Annotated in this window: 18 protein-coding genes; 3 read left to right on the top strand and 15 right to left on the bottom strand. The window is 67.0% G+C overall.

All coding sequences use genetic code 11. The features are described 5' to 3' along the window. The 6 genes from ASE66_RS10195 to ASE66_RS10170 form a co-directional block, all read right to left on the bottom strand. Positions 1-879 carry a branched-chain amino acid ABC transporter permease gene (locus ASE66_RS10195; protein ID WP_057189516.1) on the bottom strand — a complete coding sequence of 293 codons (879 nt, stop codon included), beginning with the start codon at positions 877-879 and terminating at the stop codon, positions 1-3. Next, on the bottom strand, positions 879-1,694 hold the full coding sequence (locus tag ASE66_RS10190) for an ABC transporter ATP-binding protein (RefSeq protein WP_057189515.1): 816 nt from the start codon (positions 1,692-1,694) through the stop codon (positions 879-881). Before ASE66_RS10190 ends, ASE66_RS10195 begins: the two co-directional genes overlap by 1 nt. Position 1,695: 1 nt before the next feature. Then, on the bottom strand, positions 1,696-2,484 hold the full coding sequence (locus ASE66_RS10185; protein WP_057189514.1) for an enoyl-CoA hydratase/isomerase family protein: 789 nt from the start codon (positions 2,482-2,484) through the stop codon (positions 1,696-1,698). Between the two features lie 337 nt (positions 2,485-2,821). Beyond that, a complete protein-coding gene (locus ASE66_RS10180; protein WP_057189513.1) occupies positions 2,822-3,970 on the bottom strand; it encodes an iron-containing alcohol dehydrogenase in 1,149 nt (382 codons plus the stop codon). Positions 3,971-3,982: 12 nt separating this feature from the next. Next, positions 3,983-5,374, bottom strand: coding sequence for an aldehyde dehydrogenase family protein (locus ASE66_RS10175; protein ID WP_057189884.1), 1,392 nt, complete (start codon positions 5,372-5,374; stop codon positions 3,983-3,985). Positions 5,375-5,393: 19 nt separating this feature from the next. Next, a complete protein-coding gene (locus ASE66_RS10170; RefSeq protein WP_057189512.1) occupies positions 5,394-6,767 on the bottom strand; it encodes a glutamine synthetase family protein in 1,374 nt (457 codons plus the stop codon). Between the two features lie 62 nt (positions 6,768-6,829). Between ASE66_RS10170 and ASE66_RS33675 the strand changes: the two genes are divergently transcribed. The 3 genes from ASE66_RS33675 (at position 6,830) to ASE66_RS33670 (ending at position 7,502) form a co-directional block, all read left to right on the top strand. Continuing rightward, positions 6,830-6,961 carry a hypothetical protein gene (locus ASE66_RS33675; RefSeq protein ID WP_274532948.1) on the top strand — a complete coding sequence of 44 codons (132 nt, stop codon included), beginning with the start codon at positions 6,830-6,832 and terminating at the stop codon, positions 6,959-6,961. 95 nt (positions 6,962-7,056) lie between these two features. Then, positions 7,057-7,311 carry a DUF2171 domain-containing protein gene (locus ASE66_RS10165; RefSeq protein WP_057189511.1) on the top strand — a complete coding sequence of 85 codons (255 nt, stop codon included), beginning with the start codon at positions 7,057-7,059 and terminating at the stop codon, positions 7,309-7,311. Between the two features lie 62 nt (positions 7,312-7,373). Next, on the top strand, positions 7,374-7,502 hold the full coding sequence (locus tag ASE66_RS33670; protein WP_274532947.1) for a hypothetical protein: 129 nt from the start codon (positions 7,374-7,376) through the stop codon (positions 7,500-7,502). A 178-nt stretch (positions 7,503-7,680) separates the two neighbouring features. Here the strand turns inward: ASE66_RS33670 and ASE66_RS10160 are convergent, their stop codons facing one another. The 9 genes from ASE66_RS10160 to ASE66_RS10120 all read right to left on the bottom strand — a co-directional run bounded on the left by ASE66_RS10160 (position 7,681) and on the right by ASE66_RS10120 (position 16,131). Then, the gene (locus tag ASE66_RS10160) at positions 7,681-8,502 is read right to left on the bottom strand and encodes an aspartate dehydrogenase (protein ID WP_057189510.1); all 822 of its coding nucleotides are present in this window, start codon (positions 8,500-8,502) and stop codon (positions 7,681-7,683) included. After that, complete coding sequence (locus ASE66_RS10155) at positions 8,499-9,623, bottom strand: alpha/beta hydrolase (protein ID WP_057189509.1); 1,125 nt, start codon at positions 9,621-9,623, stop codon at positions 8,499-8,501. Before ASE66_RS10155 ends, ASE66_RS10160 begins: the two co-directional genes overlap by 4 nt. Next, complete coding sequence (locus tag ASE66_RS10150) at positions 9,610-10,311, bottom strand: ABC transporter ATP-binding protein (RefSeq protein WP_057189508.1); 702 nt, start codon at positions 10,309-10,311, stop codon at positions 9,610-9,612. Before ASE66_RS10150 ends, ASE66_RS10155 begins: the two co-directional genes overlap by 14 nt. After that, the gene (locus tag ASE66_RS10145; RefSeq protein WP_057189507.1) at positions 10,311-11,063 is read right to left on the bottom strand and encodes an ABC transporter ATP-binding protein; all 753 of its coding nucleotides are present in this window, start codon (positions 11,061-11,063) and stop codon (positions 10,311-10,313) included. Before ASE66_RS10145 ends, ASE66_RS10150 begins: the two co-directional genes overlap by 1 nt. Beyond that, on the bottom strand, positions 11,060-12,082 hold the full coding sequence (locus ASE66_RS10140) for a branched-chain amino acid ABC transporter permease (protein ID WP_082613335.1): 1,023 nt from the start codon (positions 12,080-12,082) through the stop codon (positions 11,060-11,062). The genes ASE66_RS10145 and ASE66_RS10140 overlap by 4 nt, the downstream gene beginning before the upstream one ends. Then, positions 12,075-12,989: a branched-chain amino acid ABC transporter permease gene (locus ASE66_RS10135; protein ID WP_057189505.1), complete on the bottom strand. Its 915-nt coding sequence runs from the start codon at positions 12,987-12,989 to the stop codon at positions 12,075-12,077. Before ASE66_RS10135 ends, ASE66_RS10140 begins: the two co-directional genes overlap by 8 nt. Before the next feature lie 274 nt (positions 12,990-13,263). Beyond that, positions 13,264-14,436, bottom strand: coding sequence for an ABC transporter substrate-binding protein (locus ASE66_RS10130; RefSeq protein WP_057189504.1), 1,173 nt, complete (start codon positions 14,434-14,436; stop codon positions 13,264-13,266). A 120-nt stretch (positions 14,437-14,556) separates the two neighbouring features. Further along, positions 14,557-15,108 carry a 3-hydroxyanthranilate 3,4-dioxygenase gene (locus ASE66_RS10125; RefSeq protein ID WP_057189503.1) on the bottom strand — a complete coding sequence of 184 codons (552 nt, stop codon included), beginning with the start codon at positions 15,106-15,108 and terminating at the stop codon, positions 14,557-14,559. Between the two features lie 39 nt (positions 15,109-15,147). Further along, positions 15,148-16,131: a dihydrodipicolinate synthase family protein gene (locus ASE66_RS10120; RefSeq protein ID WP_057189502.1), complete on the bottom strand. Its 984-nt coding sequence runs from the start codon at positions 16,129-16,131 to the stop codon at positions 15,148-15,150. Positions 16,132-16,150 lie beyond the last annotated feature (19 nt).

The raw sequence follows: 16,150 nt of genomic DNA, 5'->3' as shown, positions 1-16,150 counted from the left end.
CTACAGCCTCTCGATCTCGTGCGTACCGAACAGCCCGTAGGGACGGACCATCAGCAAGACGAGCAGCAGCGCGAAGGTGACGACGAGCTTGAACTCGCCGCCGAGGAAAGCGCCGGCGAGCGCCTCGACCAGCCCGATCAAGAGGCCGCCGACCAGCGCGCCGGCAATCGAGTCGAGCCCGCCGATGATCACCACGACGAGAACGGAGAGGCCGAACACGCCCATGGTCGGTGAGATCCCGCCGATCGCCCCGATCAGCACGCCGGCCCCGGCGGCGGTGGCGCAGGCGAGGATCCAGGCGACCGAGAAGACGCGCGGCACGTCGATGCCGACCGAATAGGCCGCGCCCTGGTCAGCCGCCGTCGCTTTCAGCGCGACGCCGCCGCGCGAGAAGCGGAACAGCGCGAGGAAGAGCCCGATCACCACCGTGGCCGCAACGAAGCCGATCGCGACCTTGGGCGCGAGATAGGCCTCGCCGATGAAGACCGGCGTCGACGGCATGAACTCCGGCAGCCGCAGCGGATCGGCGCCCCAGCCGAGCTGGACGATGCCGGCCAGGATCGAGCCGAGGCCGATCGTCACCATGAACACCGAGATCGGGCTCTCGCCCAGCATTGGCCGGATCAGGGCGCGCTCGACCAGCCAGCCGAAGGCGCCGCCGGCCGCGATCGCGAGCGGCAGCGCCAGCCAGGGCGACAGCCCGAGCCCGGCCGCGAAGCCGAGGAAGGCATAGCCGCCGAGCATCAGGATCTCGCCGATGGCGAGGTTGACCACGCGCGTCGCCTTGTAGATCAGCACGAAGGCGACGCCGGTCAGTGCGTAGAGCGCGCCGGCGCCGAGCCCGGCGAGGGTGACTTCGAAGAGGAAGAGGGTGTCCATCACGCCGCCTCCGCCTTGATCCGGCGTGCGATCTCGCCGACATCGCCGGAGCCGAGATAGGCGGCGACCACCGCGTCGTTGCCCTGCACCTCGCGCGGCGTGCCGCTGGCGATGACCTGGCCGAAATTCAGCACCACGACATGGTCGGAGATATCCATCACCATGCCCATGTCGTGCTCGACCATCAGGATGGTGACGCCCCATTCCTCCTTCACGTCGAGGATGAAGCGGGCCATGTCCTCGGTCTCCTCGCGGTTCATCCCGGCGACCGGCTCGTCGAGCATCAGGATGCGCGGGCGCATGGCCAGCGCACGCGCCAGCTCGACGCGCTTCTGCAGGCCGTAGGAGAGCGTGCCGACCGAGGCGTTGCGGATGTGCTGGATCTCGAGGAAATCGATGATGCGCTCCTCGATCTCGGCCCGCAGCTCCAGCTCTTCCTTCTGGGCCCGGCCCCAATAGAACAGCGCGTCGAGCACGCCGGTGCGCATATGGGCGTGGCGGCCGAGCTTGATGTTGTCGAGCACGGTCATGCCGCGGAACAGAGCGATGTTCTGGAAGGTGCGGGCGAGGCCGCGAGCGGCGCGCTGCGGCGCGCGCACGCCGTCGAGGCTTTCGCCCGCGAAGCTGATGCTGCCGGCCTGCGGCCGGTAGAAGCCCGAGATCGTGTTGAACAGCGAGGTCTTGCCGGCGCCGTTCGGGCCGATCACGGCGGTGATCGCGCCTTCAGGTACCTTAAAGGAGACATCGCTGAGCGCCCGCACCCCGCCGAAGGCGAGCGAGACGCCAGACACCTCCAGAATGGCGGAGGCGACCATCTCAGCGCCCCTCGAACTGCGGCGCGCGCTTGGCCAGAAAGGCCTGTGCGCCCTCCCTGAAGTCTGCCGTGCGCGCGCCGGCGAGGAAAGCCTCGCGTTCGAGATCGAGCTGGGCGGAAAGGTCGTTGCCGAGCGAGCGGCCGATGAGATGCTTGATCCGGGCATAGGCCGCCGTCGGCCCCTGCGCGAGCCGGCGCGCCAGCGACATGGCCTCGTCCGCGAGATCGGCGGCCGGCACGACCCGGTTGACGAGTCCGAGCGCCAGCGCCTCTGGCGCGGGGACGGATTCCGCCAGCATCGCAAGCTCGAGCGCCTTGCGCGCGCCGACGATACGCGGCAGCCGATAGGTCGACGAGCTGTCGGGGCTGATGCCGATGCGGGCAAAGGCCAGGGTGAAGACGGCATCGTCCGCCGCGACGCAGAGGTCGCAGGCCATGGAAAGGCTGAAACCCGCCCCTGCGACCGGCCCCTGCACGGCGGCGAGCGTCGGCAGCTTCAGTGCGTCGAGCGCACGCAGGGCAGCGTGAACCGGGTCGATGATGGCTTGGATTGCGGCCGCCGGATCGCCCTCGAAGAAGCGGGCGACATCGCCGCCGGCGCAGAAGGCGCGGCCCTCGCCGCGCAGCAGCAGGACGCGCGCCGTGCCATCGCGTGCGATGCGTTCGATCGCATCCGCAAGGCTGCGCGCCATCTGCGGGTCGATCGCGTTGAGCACGCGCGGACGATTGAGCGTGACGGTGGCGACGGCCTGCTCGATCGTGAGCAGCACCGGGCTCTCGGCCTGGTCCATGACGTTCCCCTCGGGTCCACGGTCGTTGGCCGCCGCGGTATCTCCAGTTCTACTCGATATTCACGAGCTTACTCGTGAGTAAGGCGAAACCCGAATGGATGCGCTATGCGCAATTGCGCACGATAGGGATCGTCGAAATGAACCAGCTGTCGCTCCGGCACATGAACCGTCATGCGCGCAGCCGATTCGAGTCGGAGAAGCTCGCCGCTGACCAATCCGATGATGGACGACCCGCGTATTGGCGCGCGAGATCTGGCGAAATCCCTCTGCTGACCGCCAGTGGCTCCCAAGCAGACCTATCTCGCTGATCTCGCCATGCACGCCTTCGCGCGCTGCATCACCCTGTAGCCTCCCGGAACAAGGCCTCGGCGGCGGCCTCGGTGAGGGGCACGGGATTGCCGCCGGCGGTCGGGTCGACGATCGCCATCTTCGCCAGCCTGCCGTAGTCGAGCCCGGTCACGCCGAAGGCGGTGAGCGTATCGGGCACGCCGAGCTCGCGGCGCAGGGTGACGATCCAGGCGAAGAAGGCGTCGAAGCTCGGCTCGAGGCCGAGATAGGCGGCAAGGCGCGCGATCTTCTCCTCGATCGCCGGGCGGTTGAAGACGAGGACATAGGGCATGAACACGGCGTTGGTCATGCCGTGATGGGTGTGGTGCACCGAGCCGACCGGGTGAGACAAGGCGTGGATGGCGCCGAGCCCCTTCTGGAAGGCGGTCGCGCCCATCGCCGCGGCAGCCATCATCTGCGCCCGCGCCTCTATATCGCTGCCATCGGCGACTGCACGCGGCAGGAAGACCTTGCAGAGCCGGATGCCTTCGAGCGCGATCCCGTCCGCCAGCGGGTGGAAGCCGGGCGCACAATAGGCCTCGAGGCAATGCGCCAGCGCGTCCATGCCGGCGCCGACCGTCACCTTCGGCGGCAGGCCGACGGTGAGCTCGGGATCGCAGATCACGATCTGCGGCATCATCTTCGGGTGGAAGATCACCTTCTTGGTCTGCGTCGTCTCGTCGGTGATCACGCCGGCGCGGCCGACCTCCGAGCCGGTGCCGGCCGTGGTCGGAATGGCGATGATCGGGGCGATGCCGGCGGGATCGGCGCGCGTCCACCAGTCGCCGACATCCTCGAAATCCCACATCGGGCGGCTCTGCCCCGCCATGAAGGCGACGACCTTGCCGCAATCGAGCGCCGAGCCACCGCCGAAGGCGATGACGCCGTCGCTACCGCTGTCCCGGAAGACGCTGAGCCCATCTTCGACATTGGCCGCGACGGGATTGGCCTGGACGCGGTCGAACAGCGTGACTTTCAGCCCCTCGGTGCTGAGCCGCGCCATCGCGTCCTTGATCATCGGCAGGCCGGACAGGCCGGAATCGGTGACGAGCAGTGGGCGCTCGATGCCGGCGGCGCGGCAAGCCTGCACGAGTTCGGCGATGCGCCCGGGTCCGAAGCGGACAGCGGTGGGGTAGTTCCAGTTAGCCTTCAGCGTCACGGGTCGCCTCGTTCAGAAAACAGTGCGGAAATGGAAGGATTTCGGACGGGTCAGCATCTCGTAGCCGATGCGGGAGAGCGTTGCGCCGCGCCCGGTGTCCTTGACGCCGGTCCAGGCCAGCGCCGGGTCGAGGTAGTCGCAGCGGTTCATGAAGACCGTGCCGGTCTCGATCTCGGCGCCGAGGCGCGCGGCGGCCGCCGGATCTTCAGTCCAGAGCGAAGCGGTCAGCCCATAAGGGCTGTCGTTCATCAGCGCGACCGCTTCCTCGTCATCGGCAACCGCCATGATGCCGACGGTGGGCGCGAAACTCTCCTCGCGCATCAGGCTCATCTGATGGTTCAGGTCGACCACGACCTGCGGCGCCATATAGGGCGTGCCGACACGATCGCGCGGGAAGAGCTCGGGTGCGACCAGCGCCCTGGCGCCGGCGCGCACGGCATCCGTGACCTGGCCGCGGGCGAACTCGGCGGCCTCGGCCTTCACCATCGGGCCCAGCGTCGTCGCCTCGTCGAGCGGATCGCCGAGCACATAGGTTTTCGTCAGTTCGACGAAGCCCTCGACGAACTTCGGATAGAGGTCGCGATGGACATAGATGCGCTCGACGCCGCAGCAGGACTGGCCGGAATTGAAGAAGGCGCCGTCGACCAGGTTCTCGACCGCCTGCGCGAGGTTGGCATCGGCTCGGACATAGGCGGGGTCCTTGCCGCCGAGCTCGAGCCCGAGGCCGATGAAGCTGCCGCTGGCGGCCGCCTCCATCGCCTTGCCACCGGCGACCGAGCCGGTGAAGTTGACCTGGTCGACTTGGCGCTCGGCGATGATCCGGCCCGTCTGCGCGTGGCTCAACAAAAGATTCTGGAACAGCCCGGCTGGAAACCCTGCAGCCTCCGCGGCCTTCTGGAAGCGCTCGCCGACCAGCAGGGTCTGGGCCGCGTGCTTCAGGATGACGGCATTGCCCGCCATCAGAGCCGGCACCACCGTGTTGACCGCGGTGAGATAGGGATAGTTCCAGGGCGCGACGACCATGACGACGCCGAGCGGCTCGCGCGCGATCCAGCGCTCGAACTTGTCTTTTGGCTCTGGCCGCAGCGGTGCGAGCGCGGTTTCGGCGAGCCCGATCATGTGGCGGGCGCGCTCCTCGAACCCACGCAATTCGCCGGCGCCGTAGCGCACCGGCCGGCCCATCTGCCAGGCGAGCTCGGGGACGATCTCGTCCTTCATCGCCAGCATCGCCTCGACGAAGGCCGAGGAGAGTTCGGCGCGGCGAGCGATATCGAGCTTGCGCCAGGCGCGCTGGGCCTCGCGGGCGGCCGCCAGCGCAACTGAGATCGCAGCATCGGTGGCGGCAGGTCTTTCGGCATAGACACGCCCATCCACGGGCGAAACGCAGCGCAGCACATCAGTCATCGTCGAGCCCATCTCTGTCTCAGTAGCGTTCGAAGCCGCGCTTCAGTTCCCAGTCGGTGATGCGGCGGTCATATTCGAGCTGCTCCCAGCGCGCGGTATGGACGTAATGGTCCACGACGGCATCGCCCATTGCGGCCCGCAGCATCCGCGAGCCGTCGAGCGTCTGCGTCGCCTCGCGCAGCGTGTTGGGAATCTGGCGCAGCTCCGCCCCGCCATAGGCATCGCCGACGAAGGCCGGCTCCAGTTCGAGCTTCCGCTCGATGCCGGAGAGGCCCGCCGCGATCAGCGCGGCGAAGGCGAGATAGGGGTTGAAGTCGGAGCCGCCGATCCGGCACTCGATGCGGATGGCCTTGCTGCCGGCGCCGCAGAGCCGGAAGCCGGCGGTTCGGTTGTCGTCGCTCCAGACGGCGCGCGTCGGCGCGAAGGTACCGACCTGCTGGAAGCGCTTGTAGGAGTTGATGTAGGGCGCCAGGAAATAGGTGATCTCGCGGGCATGGGCGAGCTGGCCCGCCACATACTGGCGCATCAGCTCCGACATGCCGTGGGCGCCATTGGGGTCGGCGAAGAGCGATGTCTCTCCCTTCGCGTCCCAGAGCGAGGCGTGGACATGGCTCGACGAGCCGGCGAGGTCATAGCGCCATTTCGACATGAAGGTGACGGCCTTGCCCTGGGCGTGGGCGATCTCCTTGATGCCGTTCTTGATCACGACATGGCGGTCGGCCATGTCGAGTGCGTCGGCATAGCGGACATTGATCTCGGCCTGGCCCGGGCCCCATTCGCCCTTGGAATTCTCGACCGGGATGCCGCTGTCGTGCAGCCCGTTGCGGATCGCCCGCATCACCGGCTCTTCCTTGGTGGTCTGGAAGACGTGGTAATCCTCGATGTAGTAACCGGCCGTCTTCGGCTCGCGGTAGCCCTTGGCGTGGATCGCTTCAAAGCTCTCGTCGAACAGATAGAATTCGAGCTCGGTGGCGAAATAGGCCTTGATGCCCATGGCCTGCAGGCGAGCGAGCTGCTTCTTCAGCATGCCGCGCGGTGAATGCGGCACGTCCTCATGGCTGTGATGGTCGAGCACATCGGCGATGACCAGCGCAGTGCCGGGCAGCCAGGCTATGCGCCGCAGCGTCGTCAGGTCCGGCTTCAGCACGAAATCGCCATAACCCTTCGCCCAGTTGGCGGCGGCATAGCCGGGGACCGGCTCCATATCGATGTCATTTGCCAGCAAATAATTGCAGGCATGGGTCTCGTCATGCGCGGTCGCGACGAAATGTTCGGCGTGGAAGCGCTTGCCGATCAACTGCCCGGCCATGTCGACCATGGCGACGATGACGGTGTCGATCTCCCCGGCCGCCACCGCGGTCTTCAGGGCCTCGAAGGAGAAGGCATCGGGCATCGCGGATTCCTGAAGGCTGGAGTAGCTGATGAACGGGCGTCGGACGAGCAAGAGAACGCCAGTTGTGCCTGCTCCTGCAAGGGCTTCATCTCCTCGCAAGTTCGAGCCTGCTCGCGTCGGCCAGGAAAGACGGCCTGACCTTCAACGGCAAGAAGCCGGCGATGGTGGACGAGGACGAACTGGAACTGAGGTGAGCGCGGGCAGTTAGGCTTTTGCCCGCCTGAGGGGAGCGGTCTCTCGCGGCGGTGATTTCGGCAGCCGACAGATTTCAATTCAGGAGGACGTCAAGATGAAAGACAAGGTCAGGGAAGGCATGGAGGTCATCGGCGCCGACGGCGTCCATGTCGGAGCGGTCGATCGCGTCGAGGACGAGCGCATCAAGCTCAAGAAGAGCGATGCTTACGGCCGGCACGAGGGGCATCATCACTATATCGAGCTCGGCTTCGTCGCGGGTGTCGAAGGCGACAAGGTGCGTCTCTCCGCCAATGCCGACATCGCCGTGACGCTGGAAGAAGAGACTTCGGGCAAGCCGGTCGACCTGTGACGATCTCGGCCGCGGCCCCTGCCGGCCGCGGCCGTTCCGTTCGGCTTCGGGAGGATCGGCCGATGGTCGGCTGGACCTCCGAGGCGGGCCATGTCTCGGGCGTGATCATCGCGGTCCGCACCGCTGCTTTCGACTATAGAGGCCTTGTCTCCTCATTTGCCTGGGCGACTGTCGCGGCGATGAGATTGTAGACGTCGTCGGCGCTGCAGCCACGCGACCCAGATAATCGCCTTCGCTGTCGGCCATTGGAACACGCGCCCGACAGAGCGCGACACCATTCGCGGCCCGCCGGCGCGTACCTATGCGGGCGAGCGCCCGCCGCCGAGCCGGCTGTGAACCGGCGACACGGTCCAACCTCGTGCCGGAACTCTATCGTGCGAGCGGGCTGACACGGTTGCTGATTGCCCGCACCAGGCTCAGCGCCGCCATTTCCGACGATTTCGGGTTGTCGGCGAGCGGCCTGTTCTCGATCGAGACGCTGAGGCGGCCGAACGCGCCGCGTGCGCTCAAGCGGTGGCAATTGGAAGTGATGCCGGGGTCGGCGACGAGCTCGACACGGGTCCGGTCCAGCCCGATGCCGGCGAGCGCCGAGATCACCGCGACATTGGCGTTCTGGGGAAAGCGCGCGGCCGCCTCGCGGGCCGAGCCGGTGAAGAAAGCGATTGGCGCGGTCAATTCGTCGAGCGCGACAAGGGTCTCGGCCGGCGTGCCTCGCCACGCCGCCGGCGGCTTGACGATGCCGTGGACGACCTCGTCGAGCGGCAGCACTGAGGCCGCTGCGAGCGCGTCGATACCGGCGAGCGCACCGGGCGTGACGATAAGCTGGCTGCCGGCGGCGTCCGCCACCGAGACGAGGCGGTCGAGCAGCGCCGTGTCGCCCAGCGCGCCGGTCGAGGTCACCGCAAATGCTCCCGCCTGTCGCAAGGCGCTCTCGCCCCAGACCGCGACAGCCGGTTGCCCTGCCGCTTCCGCCACGAAATCGAGGTCGAGCCCGGCAAGCTGCCGCGGATCGGTCAGGAGGCTCGCGCCAGCCGGGATATCCTGCGCGCGCACCGGCGAACGCACGCCGATGGCGACGATCGAGACGGCCTCGGCAACCGCCGATCGCGATAGCAGACCGGCGACATGCCGATTGATCGCGCCCCATCCGATCAACGCAATCCGGAGCGGCCTGCGCAGGCGGCCGGTCATCGCCCCGCCGTCCGCAAGGCGAGGTCGAGCAGCGCGCCACCGTTCAGCCCGTCGAGCATGCTGAAATGATGGCCGGGGCAGATCGGCGGCTCGGTTGCCCGCCAAGCCGTTGCCAGCATCGCCGATTGCCGCTTGAACGCCTCGCTCTCGCCCTCGCCGACGGCGAAGGCAAGGCGTGTGCTGGCTGGGCGTAGTCGACCAAGCGGGCTGAGCCGCGCCGCTCGCTCGGCATCGTCGAGACCGAGCAGACGCCCGATCGGCAGATGTCCGAGCGGCCTGAGATCATAGAGTCCGGAGAGCAGCAGCGCCGAGGCGATCGGCGGCGCAGCGGGCTCGCACAGCGCCATCGCCGCGAGGTGGGCGCCGGCTGAATGGCCGGAGAGGTGCAGCTGCGCCGGGTCGAGGCCGAGTGAACCGGCCTCGCCGACGAGAAAGTTCAGCGCTGCGACGGTTTGCGCGATGCTCGCTTCGAGCGGTGTGTCTGGCGCCAATCCGTAATTCGGCATGGCGACGCCGAAGCCGGCCTCGAGCAACCCTTGCGCGAACTGGGCATGCTGGATCTTGTCGGTGGCCTGCCAATAGCCGCCATGGACGAAGACGAAGATCGGAGCGCGCTGCGTGCCGGCCGGGCGATAGAGGTCGAGGGTCTCGAAGCGGCCCGGGCCATAGGCAAGGTCGAGCCCGGCATGGTCGGCGCGAAAGGCCGCGCCATCCCGGCTCCACTGCCGGAGCAGCGCCTTCATGTCGGCCTGCAGGCGCGGGCTATACTGTCGCGCGAGTTCGCGCAGCGGGTAGCCCTCGACCTCGATGTCCGGCGGTGGTTGTGGTGGACCGAAACGGGCCCGAACCGTCAGCCCCTGCCCCGCCGATGGCCGCAGCCTGATTGGTGGCCGGAAGCCGACGAAAACTTCGCGATAGGCCAGCTCGACTGCGTGGCGCGAGATGTGAAAAGCGGCCGGATCGGCGGACTCCCAGTCCATGCCGACGAGATGGTGCGGACCGCAACCAGCAGCGACCAGGCCGGCCAGAATCTCGCTCAGCGCGTCACGCAATGCTTCGACGGGATCATTCGCAGCGCTGTGAGCGACGATCTCCCCGGTGCTGACCTCAGACGCCGACATAGCGATGCACCATCTCCGCCTGGGCCGCGAGTTCGGCGCTGGAGCCGGACCAGACCGTGCGCCCCTTCTCGATGATGTAGTGGCGGTCGGCGAGGCGCTTGAGCACGGCGATATTCTTGTCGATCAGCAGGATCGACTGGCCCTGCGCCTTGAGCGCCTCGAGGCAACGCCAGATCTCGGCGCGGATCACCGGCGCCAGCCCCTCGGTCGCCTCGTCGAGGATCAGGAGCTTGGGATTGGTCATCAGCGCCCGGCCGACCGCGAGCATCTGCTGCTCGCCCCCGGAAAGCGTGCGGGCGGACTGGCCGGCGCGTTCCTGAAGGCGCGGGAACAGGGCGTAGACACGGTTCAGCGTCCAGGGCGCGGCGCGCCCGAGCCGGTTCGCAGCGGTGGCAATGAGGTTCTCGCGCACGCTCAGGGTCGGGAAGACCTGCCGCCCTTCCGGCACCAGGCCGACGCCACAGCGGGCGATCACCTCCGGTGCGCTACCCCGGAGCGCGCGGCCGTCGAAGCTGATCTCGCCGCCTTTCGGAGCCAGCAGCCCCATGATCGAGCGCACCGTCGTGGTCTTGCCCATGCCGTTGCGGCCGAGCAGGGTCACGACCTCGCCCTCGCCGATATCGAGGCCGACATCGAACAGGACCTGGCTCGCGCCATAAGCCGATTGCAGGTTACGCACGCTCAGCATCAGGCGTCTCCCTCGCCGAGATAGGCGGTGCGGACGTCCTGGTTGTCGCGGATCTCCTCTGCCGTCCCGGTCGCGATGATGCGGCCATAGACCAGCACCGAGATCCGGTCGGCGAGGGCAAAGACCGCATCCATGTCGTGCTCGACCAGCAGCATGGTGACGCGGCCCTTCAGCCCCAGGAGCATCGCGACCATCTGCTCGCTCTCGGCATGGCCCAGGCCCGCCATCGGCTCGTCGAGCAGCAGCAGGCGCGGTTCGCAGGCGAGCGCGATGGCAAATTCGAGCTGCTTCTGCTCGCCATGGGAGAGATCGGCGACCCTGACCTCGGCCCGATGGGCGAGGCCGGCCGCCGTGAGATGCTCGCGAGCGCGCTGGCGCAGGCCCTTGTCGCGGCGGGCATTGGCGAAGAAACGGAAACTGTGCCCCTGCCGCGCCTGCACCGCGAGCGCGACATTGTCGAGCATGCTGAAGTCGGGCAACAGCTGGTTGATCTGGAAGGTGCGGGCGAGGCCGCGCCGGACGCGCTGCGGCGTTGCCAGCGCATCGATCGCTTCGCCCTCGAGCCTGATCTCCCCGGCATCATGGCTGAGCTCGCCGAAGAGCTGGGTCAGCAGCGTCGTCTTGCCGGCACCGTTGGGGCCGATCAGCGCATGGATCTCGCCCTCGACGACGTCGAGATCGACGCTATCGGTCGCGATCAGGCCGCCGAAGCGCTTGCGCAGGCCGCGGACTGAGAGGAGCGGCTGGCTCATCGCTCGCTCCTGCCGATGCCAAGCCGGCTGAACAGCCCGTTGAGTCCGCCTTGCGTGAACAGGACGACGAGCAGGAGGATCGGGCCGAGGATGAGCTGCCAATGCTCGGTCCAGGAGGTCAGCACCGTCTCCAATATGACGAGCGCGGCGGCGCCGAAGAGCGGGCCGAGCAAGGTACCGACGCCGCCGAGGATGACCATGATCATCAGCTCGCCCGACTTGGTCCAGTGCAGCATGTCCGGGCTGACGAAGCGCAGATAGTTCGCCATCAGCGCGCCGGCGAGGCCGGTGCCCATGCCGGAGATCACGAAGGCGGCGAGCTTGTAGTGATAGGGCGCGATGCCGATCGCCGCCATGCGCCGCTCGTTCTGGCGGATGCCGGCCAGCACCATGCCGAAGCGCGAGCCGATGATGCGCCAGAGAGCGAGGAACACCAGCACCGCGGCGGCAAGGCAGATGAAATAGAAGGTGATGTCGTCGCGGGTGTTGAGGCCGAACAGCTCGTTGCGGCGGCGGATCGTCATGCCGTCATCGCCGCCATAGGCCTTGAGCGAGACGAACAGGAAGAACAGCATCTGCGCAAAGGCGAGCGTGATCATGATGAACTGCACGCCGCTGGTGCGCAGGCAGAGCGCGCCGATCAGCAGGGCGAGCAGGCCGCCGACCAGGATCGCGGCAGGCAGCGTGATCAGAAGCTGGCTCGTGCCCGGGATCAGGCCGAGGAAGAGCCCGTCGTCGACATAGGTTCGGTAGAGGATGCCGACGACATAGCCGCCGACGCCGAAGAAGGCCGCGTGCCCGAACGAGACCATGCCGCCGAAGCCGAGCGCCAGATTGAGGCTGGCGGCGGCGATCGCATAGATCAGCACGCGGGTCGCCAGCGGCACCAGTGCCGGCTGGCCGAGCGCCTGCACGAGGAAGGGCAATGCGACGAGGCCCAGCGCCAGTGCGAGAAGCGCCAAGGCGCGGCCTGCAGTCGGCGCGGATGGCCTCGCGTGAGTGATGGCGTCCTCAGACATTGGCGGGGAAGAGTCCTTTGGGCCGCACCAGCAGCACCACGGCCATCAGCATGTAGATGCCCATCGAGGCGAGGCCGGCACCGAGCGCATCGGCTTCCGAACCGGCCATGACCTGGCGCAGCAGGCCGGGCAGGAAGGCACGCAGGGAGGTGTCGACGAGGCCGACGAGCAGCGCGCCGAAAAAGGCGCCACGGATCGAGCCGACGCCGCCGATCACCACGACGACGAAAGTCATGATCAGGATCTGCTCGCCCATGCCGACTTGGACTGCCAGAATCGGACCGGCCATCAGCCCGGCGAGACCGGCGAGCAGGGCACCCAGCCCGAAGACAGCGGTGTAGAGCAGGCGGATATCGACGCCGAGCGCCCGGACCATCTCGCGATGCGTCGCGCCGGCCCTGACCAGCATGCCGATGCGGGTGCGGTTGATCAGCAAATAGAGCCCAAGCGCGACGGCCAAGCCGACCGCGATGATGATCAGCCGATAGACCGGATAGATCAGCCCGGGCAGCAGCTCGACCGAGCCGTTGAGCGCCGGCGGAACCGAGACGAAGAGCGGCTGGCGCCCGAACAGGATCGTCACGCCCTGGTTGAAGATCAGGATCAGCGCGAAGGTCGCCAGCACCTGGTCGAGATGGTCGCGGGCGTAGAGCCGGCGCAGCACGAAGAGCTCCATCGCCATGCCGGCCAGGGCCGCAGCCGCGAGGCCAGCAAAGATGGCGATGATGACCGAGCCGGTCTGCGCCGCGGCGAAGGCGGCGGCATAGGCGCCAACCATGTAGAGCGAGCCATGGGCGAGGTTGATCACGCCCATGATGCCGAAGATCAGCGTCAGCCCGGCAGCGAGCAGGAACAGCATCACGCCGAACTGCAGGCCGTTGAGCAGTTGTTCGAGAACGAGGGTCATGAGCCGATCATGCACCGGAAAAGGATGAGATGCTTGGGCTTGGCCTGGAGCCATTGAAGGATCGCGCGGGGCACCCCTCTCCCGGATGGGAGAGGGGCAGGGGTGAGGGACCGCCGTTAATCGTTAGGGCGGATACAGTGCCGCAGCACCTTCTGCTGTTAGGGCAGGCCCTCATCCCTGCCCTTCTCCCACACGGGAGAAGGGTTCCCCGCGCCCTTCACTTTCCCAAAGAGGATTCAAGCAAGAAGCAAGGCGGAGGAGGCATGCCCTCCGCTCAGAGCTTGCAATCCTTGGCGTAGGCGTCGGCATGATTGCTCAGCACCTTGCCCGAGGTCTTCAGCACCGGGGTGCCGTCCGCGCCCTTCTCGACCTTGAGCGCATACCAGTCCTGGACCGGGTGCTGGTTGGTGCCGAACTTGAAGGCGCCGCGCACCGACTGGAAATCGGCCTTGGCGAGCGCCTTGCGCAGCGCCGGCACATCGGTTTTGCCGCCGGTCGCCTTCAGCGCCGAGGCGATGGCGAGCGCGGTGTCGTAGCCCTGGCTGGCGTAATAGGTCGGCACGCGGTTGTAGGCCTTGGTCCAGGCCTCGACGAAGGCCTTGTTCGAGGCGTTGTCGAAGTCGGTGTTCCAGTGCGCGGTGACGCTGAGGCCGAGCGCGGCCTCGCCGACGGCCTTGAGCGTGGTCGCGTCGAGCGACGGCTCGGCCAGCACCATCGGGGTTTTGCCGAGCAGGCCGGCCTGCTGGTACTGGCGCAGGAAGGCGATGCCGAGCCCGCCCGGATGGAACTGGAAGACCACGTCCGGATTGGCCGAGCGGATCTGCGCCATCTCCGGCGCGAAATCGGTCTGGTCGAGGCGGGTATAGACCTCGCCGACGATCTCGCCCTTGAACAGGCGCTTGAAGCCGGCAAGCGCATCCTTGCCGGCCTGGTAGTTCGGCGCGAGGATGAAGGCCTTCTTGTAGCCGAGATTGGTGGCGTGCTGGCCGGCGCTCTCGTGCAGGCTGTCGTTCTGCCAGGAGACGACGAAATAGTTCTCGTTGCACTCCTTGCCGGCAAAGTTCGACGGCGCGGCATTTGGGCTGACATAGAGCGCCCCGGCATCGACGATATCGGGCACGGTCGCGCCAGCGACGTTCGAGAAGACGATGCCGGTCATGATCTTGATGCCGTCGGTCTTCAGCATCTTCTCGGCGATCTGCTTGCCCTGGCCGGGCTTCAGCGCATCGTCCTCGACCACGAGCTCGACCGGCACGCCGCCGAGCTTGCCGCCGCCCATGTCGATGGCGAGCTTGAAGGCGTCGCGAATATCCTGGCCGAGATAGCCGCCCGGCCCCGACAGCGTGGTGACCATGCCGATCTTGACCGGCGCTTGCTGGGCGAGCGCCGGCAAGGCGACGGCGGCTGCCAGCATCAATCCGAGGCATACTGATTTGCGGTGCTGCATGGTTCCCCTCCTCCGATCATTGTGCGTCGGAATGTACGAAATTATTTTAAGCTTAAAACAATTTTGGATCGCAGCGCAAGCGCGTCGAGGCGCCGGGCGGACCGGCGCCTCTCTCATCGCTCAGAGCGCGACCCAGCCGGCCGGCGGCTTCCGGCCGGGGTGGAGGGCGCCGCACTGCTTGCAGGTGCGGGCCTTCTCGTCAGCGAAGAAGGCCTCGTAGAGCGGCGGCAGGTCCTTCACGAGATCCCCGACCTTCAGTTCGATGCGATGCACCAGGCCGTTGCACTCGAAGCAGTACCATTCGAAGCCATCGACCTGGTCGGCATGGCGCGCCGGCTCGACCACGAGCCCGATCGAGCCCTCCTGCGGGCGCTGCGGCGAATGGCGCACATGCGGCGGCAGCAGGAAGACGTCGCCCTCGCGGATCGTCACGTCGTAATGCTTCCCGTCGTCGACCAGCTTCAGCATCATGTCGCCCTTGAGCTGGTAGAAGAACTCTTCCACCGGGTCGTCATGGAAATCGGCGCGCTGGTTCGGACCGCCGACCACCATCACGGTCATCTGGCCGTCGGAGAACACCTTCTTGTTGCCGACCGGCGGCTTCAGCAGGTGCTCGTTCTCCTCGATCCACTTCTTGAAGTTGAAGGCCTTGAGCCGTCCTTCGGTCGCCATCGCTTCACCTCTCCCGTTTTATGCGGTCCTACCTGAATTTCAGCCGGCCTTCGCCAAGGGCCGGCTCGCCGCGAGCTTGAGCCCGCAGCTCTCGAAGGCGGCGCGCGTCGCCGCCTTCTCAGCCTCCGTCAGCTCGAGCAGCGGCGCCCGCACGCGCCCGCCGACCTGGCCCAGCAGCTCCTGCCAATACTTCTGGTGTGCATGCGGCTTCTCGGCCGGCCGCGTCACACGCAGCGCCTCACGCACCGGCGCCAGACTGTCGCGCACGGCCTGCGCTTTCTCCACCTCGCCGGCGAAGGCGAGATCGGTGTATTCGCGCATGCGCAGATCGTTCGCACTCTGGATCAGATAGGGCGGCGAGGAACAGAGATAGAGCTGCCAGCCAAGCTCGACGATGTTGTCGAGCCATTCCTCCTCCGAGGCGGTGCTGACCAGGATGCGGTCGCCGGCGAGCCGGGTCAGTTCGGCATACATGGCGCGCGGCACGCTGTACTTGATCGCGACGACGTTCTCGATGTCGGCGAGGCGGTTGCAGAGCTGCGGGCTCATCAGATAGCCCGAGTCCGGATGGCTCCAGAGCGCGATGCCGATGTCGACCTTTTCGGCGATCGTCCGGTAGTATTCGTAGAGCGTCTCGTCCTGCGCCTTGAAGAAATGGAGGATCGGCGCGTGCACGACGATGTAGTCGGCACCGACCTTCTGGGCGTGCCTGGCGAGGTCGATGACGACGTCCATGTTCTGGTCGGAGCAGGACATGATCGTCTGGCCCTTGCCAGCCGTGGCCTTGACCGCGAGCTCGAAGCTGCGCTTGCGCTCCTCGACCGACATCGAGAAGAACTCACCCTGCTTGCCGGCGATGAACAGGCCGTCGATCTTCAGGTCCTGCGTCCAATGCCGGATGTTCTCGCGCACGCCATCCTCGTCAATGGCGAGCGACTGGGTGAAGGGCGTCAGCGCCGCCGCCCAGATGCCCTTCATATTGGCGCGGGCATAAGCCTTGGCGTCTTTCCTGGCGTAGTTCATGCGACTGCCTCCTCCTCGT

This window comes from Allobosea sp. Root483D1, assembly GCF_001429505.1.
GTDB lineage: Bacteria > Pseudomonadota > Alphaproteobacteria > Rhizobiales > Beijerinckiaceae > Allobosea.
This window is presented reverse-complemented; position numbering and strand designations above follow the sequence as displayed.

Excerpts from the sequence above, each read along its gene's own strand:
- ASE66_RS10165 (WP_057189511.1), top strand. The coding sequence starts at position 7,057 with ATGAAAGACAAGGTCAGGGAAGGCATGGAGGTCATCGGCGCCGACGGC.
- ASE66_RS10150 (WP_057189508.1), bottom strand. The coding sequence starts at position 10,311 with ATGCTGAGCGTGCGTAACCTGCAATCGGCTTATGGCGCGAGCCAGGTC.
- ASE66_RS10195 (WP_057189516.1), bottom strand. The coding sequence starts at position 879 with ATGGACACCCTCTTCCTCTTCGAAGTCACCCTCGCCGGGCTCGGCGCC.
- ASE66_RS33670 (WP_274532947.1), top strand. The coding sequence starts at position 7,374 with ATGGTCGGCTGGACCTCCGAGGCGGGCCATGTCTCGGGCGTGATCATC.
- ASE66_RS10130 (WP_057189504.1), bottom strand. The coding sequence starts at position 14,436 with ATGCAGCACCGCAAATCAGTATGCCTCGGATTGATGCTGGCAGCCGCC.
- ASE66_RS10120 (WP_057189502.1), bottom strand. The coding sequence starts at position 16,131 with ATGAACTACGCCAGGAAAGACGCCAAGGCTTATGCCCGCGCCAATATG.
- ASE66_RS10170 (WP_057189512.1), bottom strand. The coding sequence starts at position 6,767 with ATGCCCGATGCCTTCTCCTTCGAGGCCCTGAAGACCGCGGTGGCGGCC.
- ASE66_RS10155 (WP_057189509.1), bottom strand. The coding sequence starts at position 9,623 with ATGTCGGCGTCTGAGGTCAGCACCGGGGAGATCGTCGCTCACAGCGCT.
- ASE66_RS10135 (WP_057189505.1), bottom strand. The coding sequence starts at position 12,989 with ATGACCCTCGTTCTCGAACAACTGCTCAACGGCCTGCAGTTCGGCGTG.
- ASE66_RS10190 (WP_057189515.1), bottom strand. The coding sequence starts at position 1,694 with ATGGTCGCCTCCGCCATTCTGGAGGTGTCTGGCGTCTCGCTCGCCTTC.
- ASE66_RS10185 (WP_057189514.1), bottom strand. The coding sequence starts at position 2,484 with ATGGACCAGGCCGAGAGCCCGGTGCTGCTCACGATCGAGCAGGCCGTC.
- ASE66_RS10140 (WP_082613335.1), bottom strand. The coding sequence starts at position 12,082 with ATGTCTGAGGACGCCATCACTCACGCGAGGCCATCCGCGCCGACTGCA.
- ASE66_RS10175 (WP_057189884.1), bottom strand. The coding sequence starts at position 5,374 with ATGACTGATGTGCTGCGCTGCGTTTCGCCCGTGGATGGGCGTGTCTAT.
- ASE66_RS10125 (WP_057189503.1), bottom strand. The coding sequence starts at position 15,108 with ATGGCGACCGAAGGACGGCTCAAGGCCTTCAACTTCAAGAAGTGGATC.
- ASE66_RS10160 (WP_057189510.1), bottom strand. The coding sequence starts at position 8,502 with ATGACCGGCCGCCTGCGCAGGCCGCTCCGGATTGCGTTGATCGGATGG.
- ASE66_RS10145 (WP_057189507.1), bottom strand. The coding sequence starts at position 11,063 with ATGAGCCAGCCGCTCCTCTCAGTCCGCGGCCTGCGCAAGCGCTTCGGC.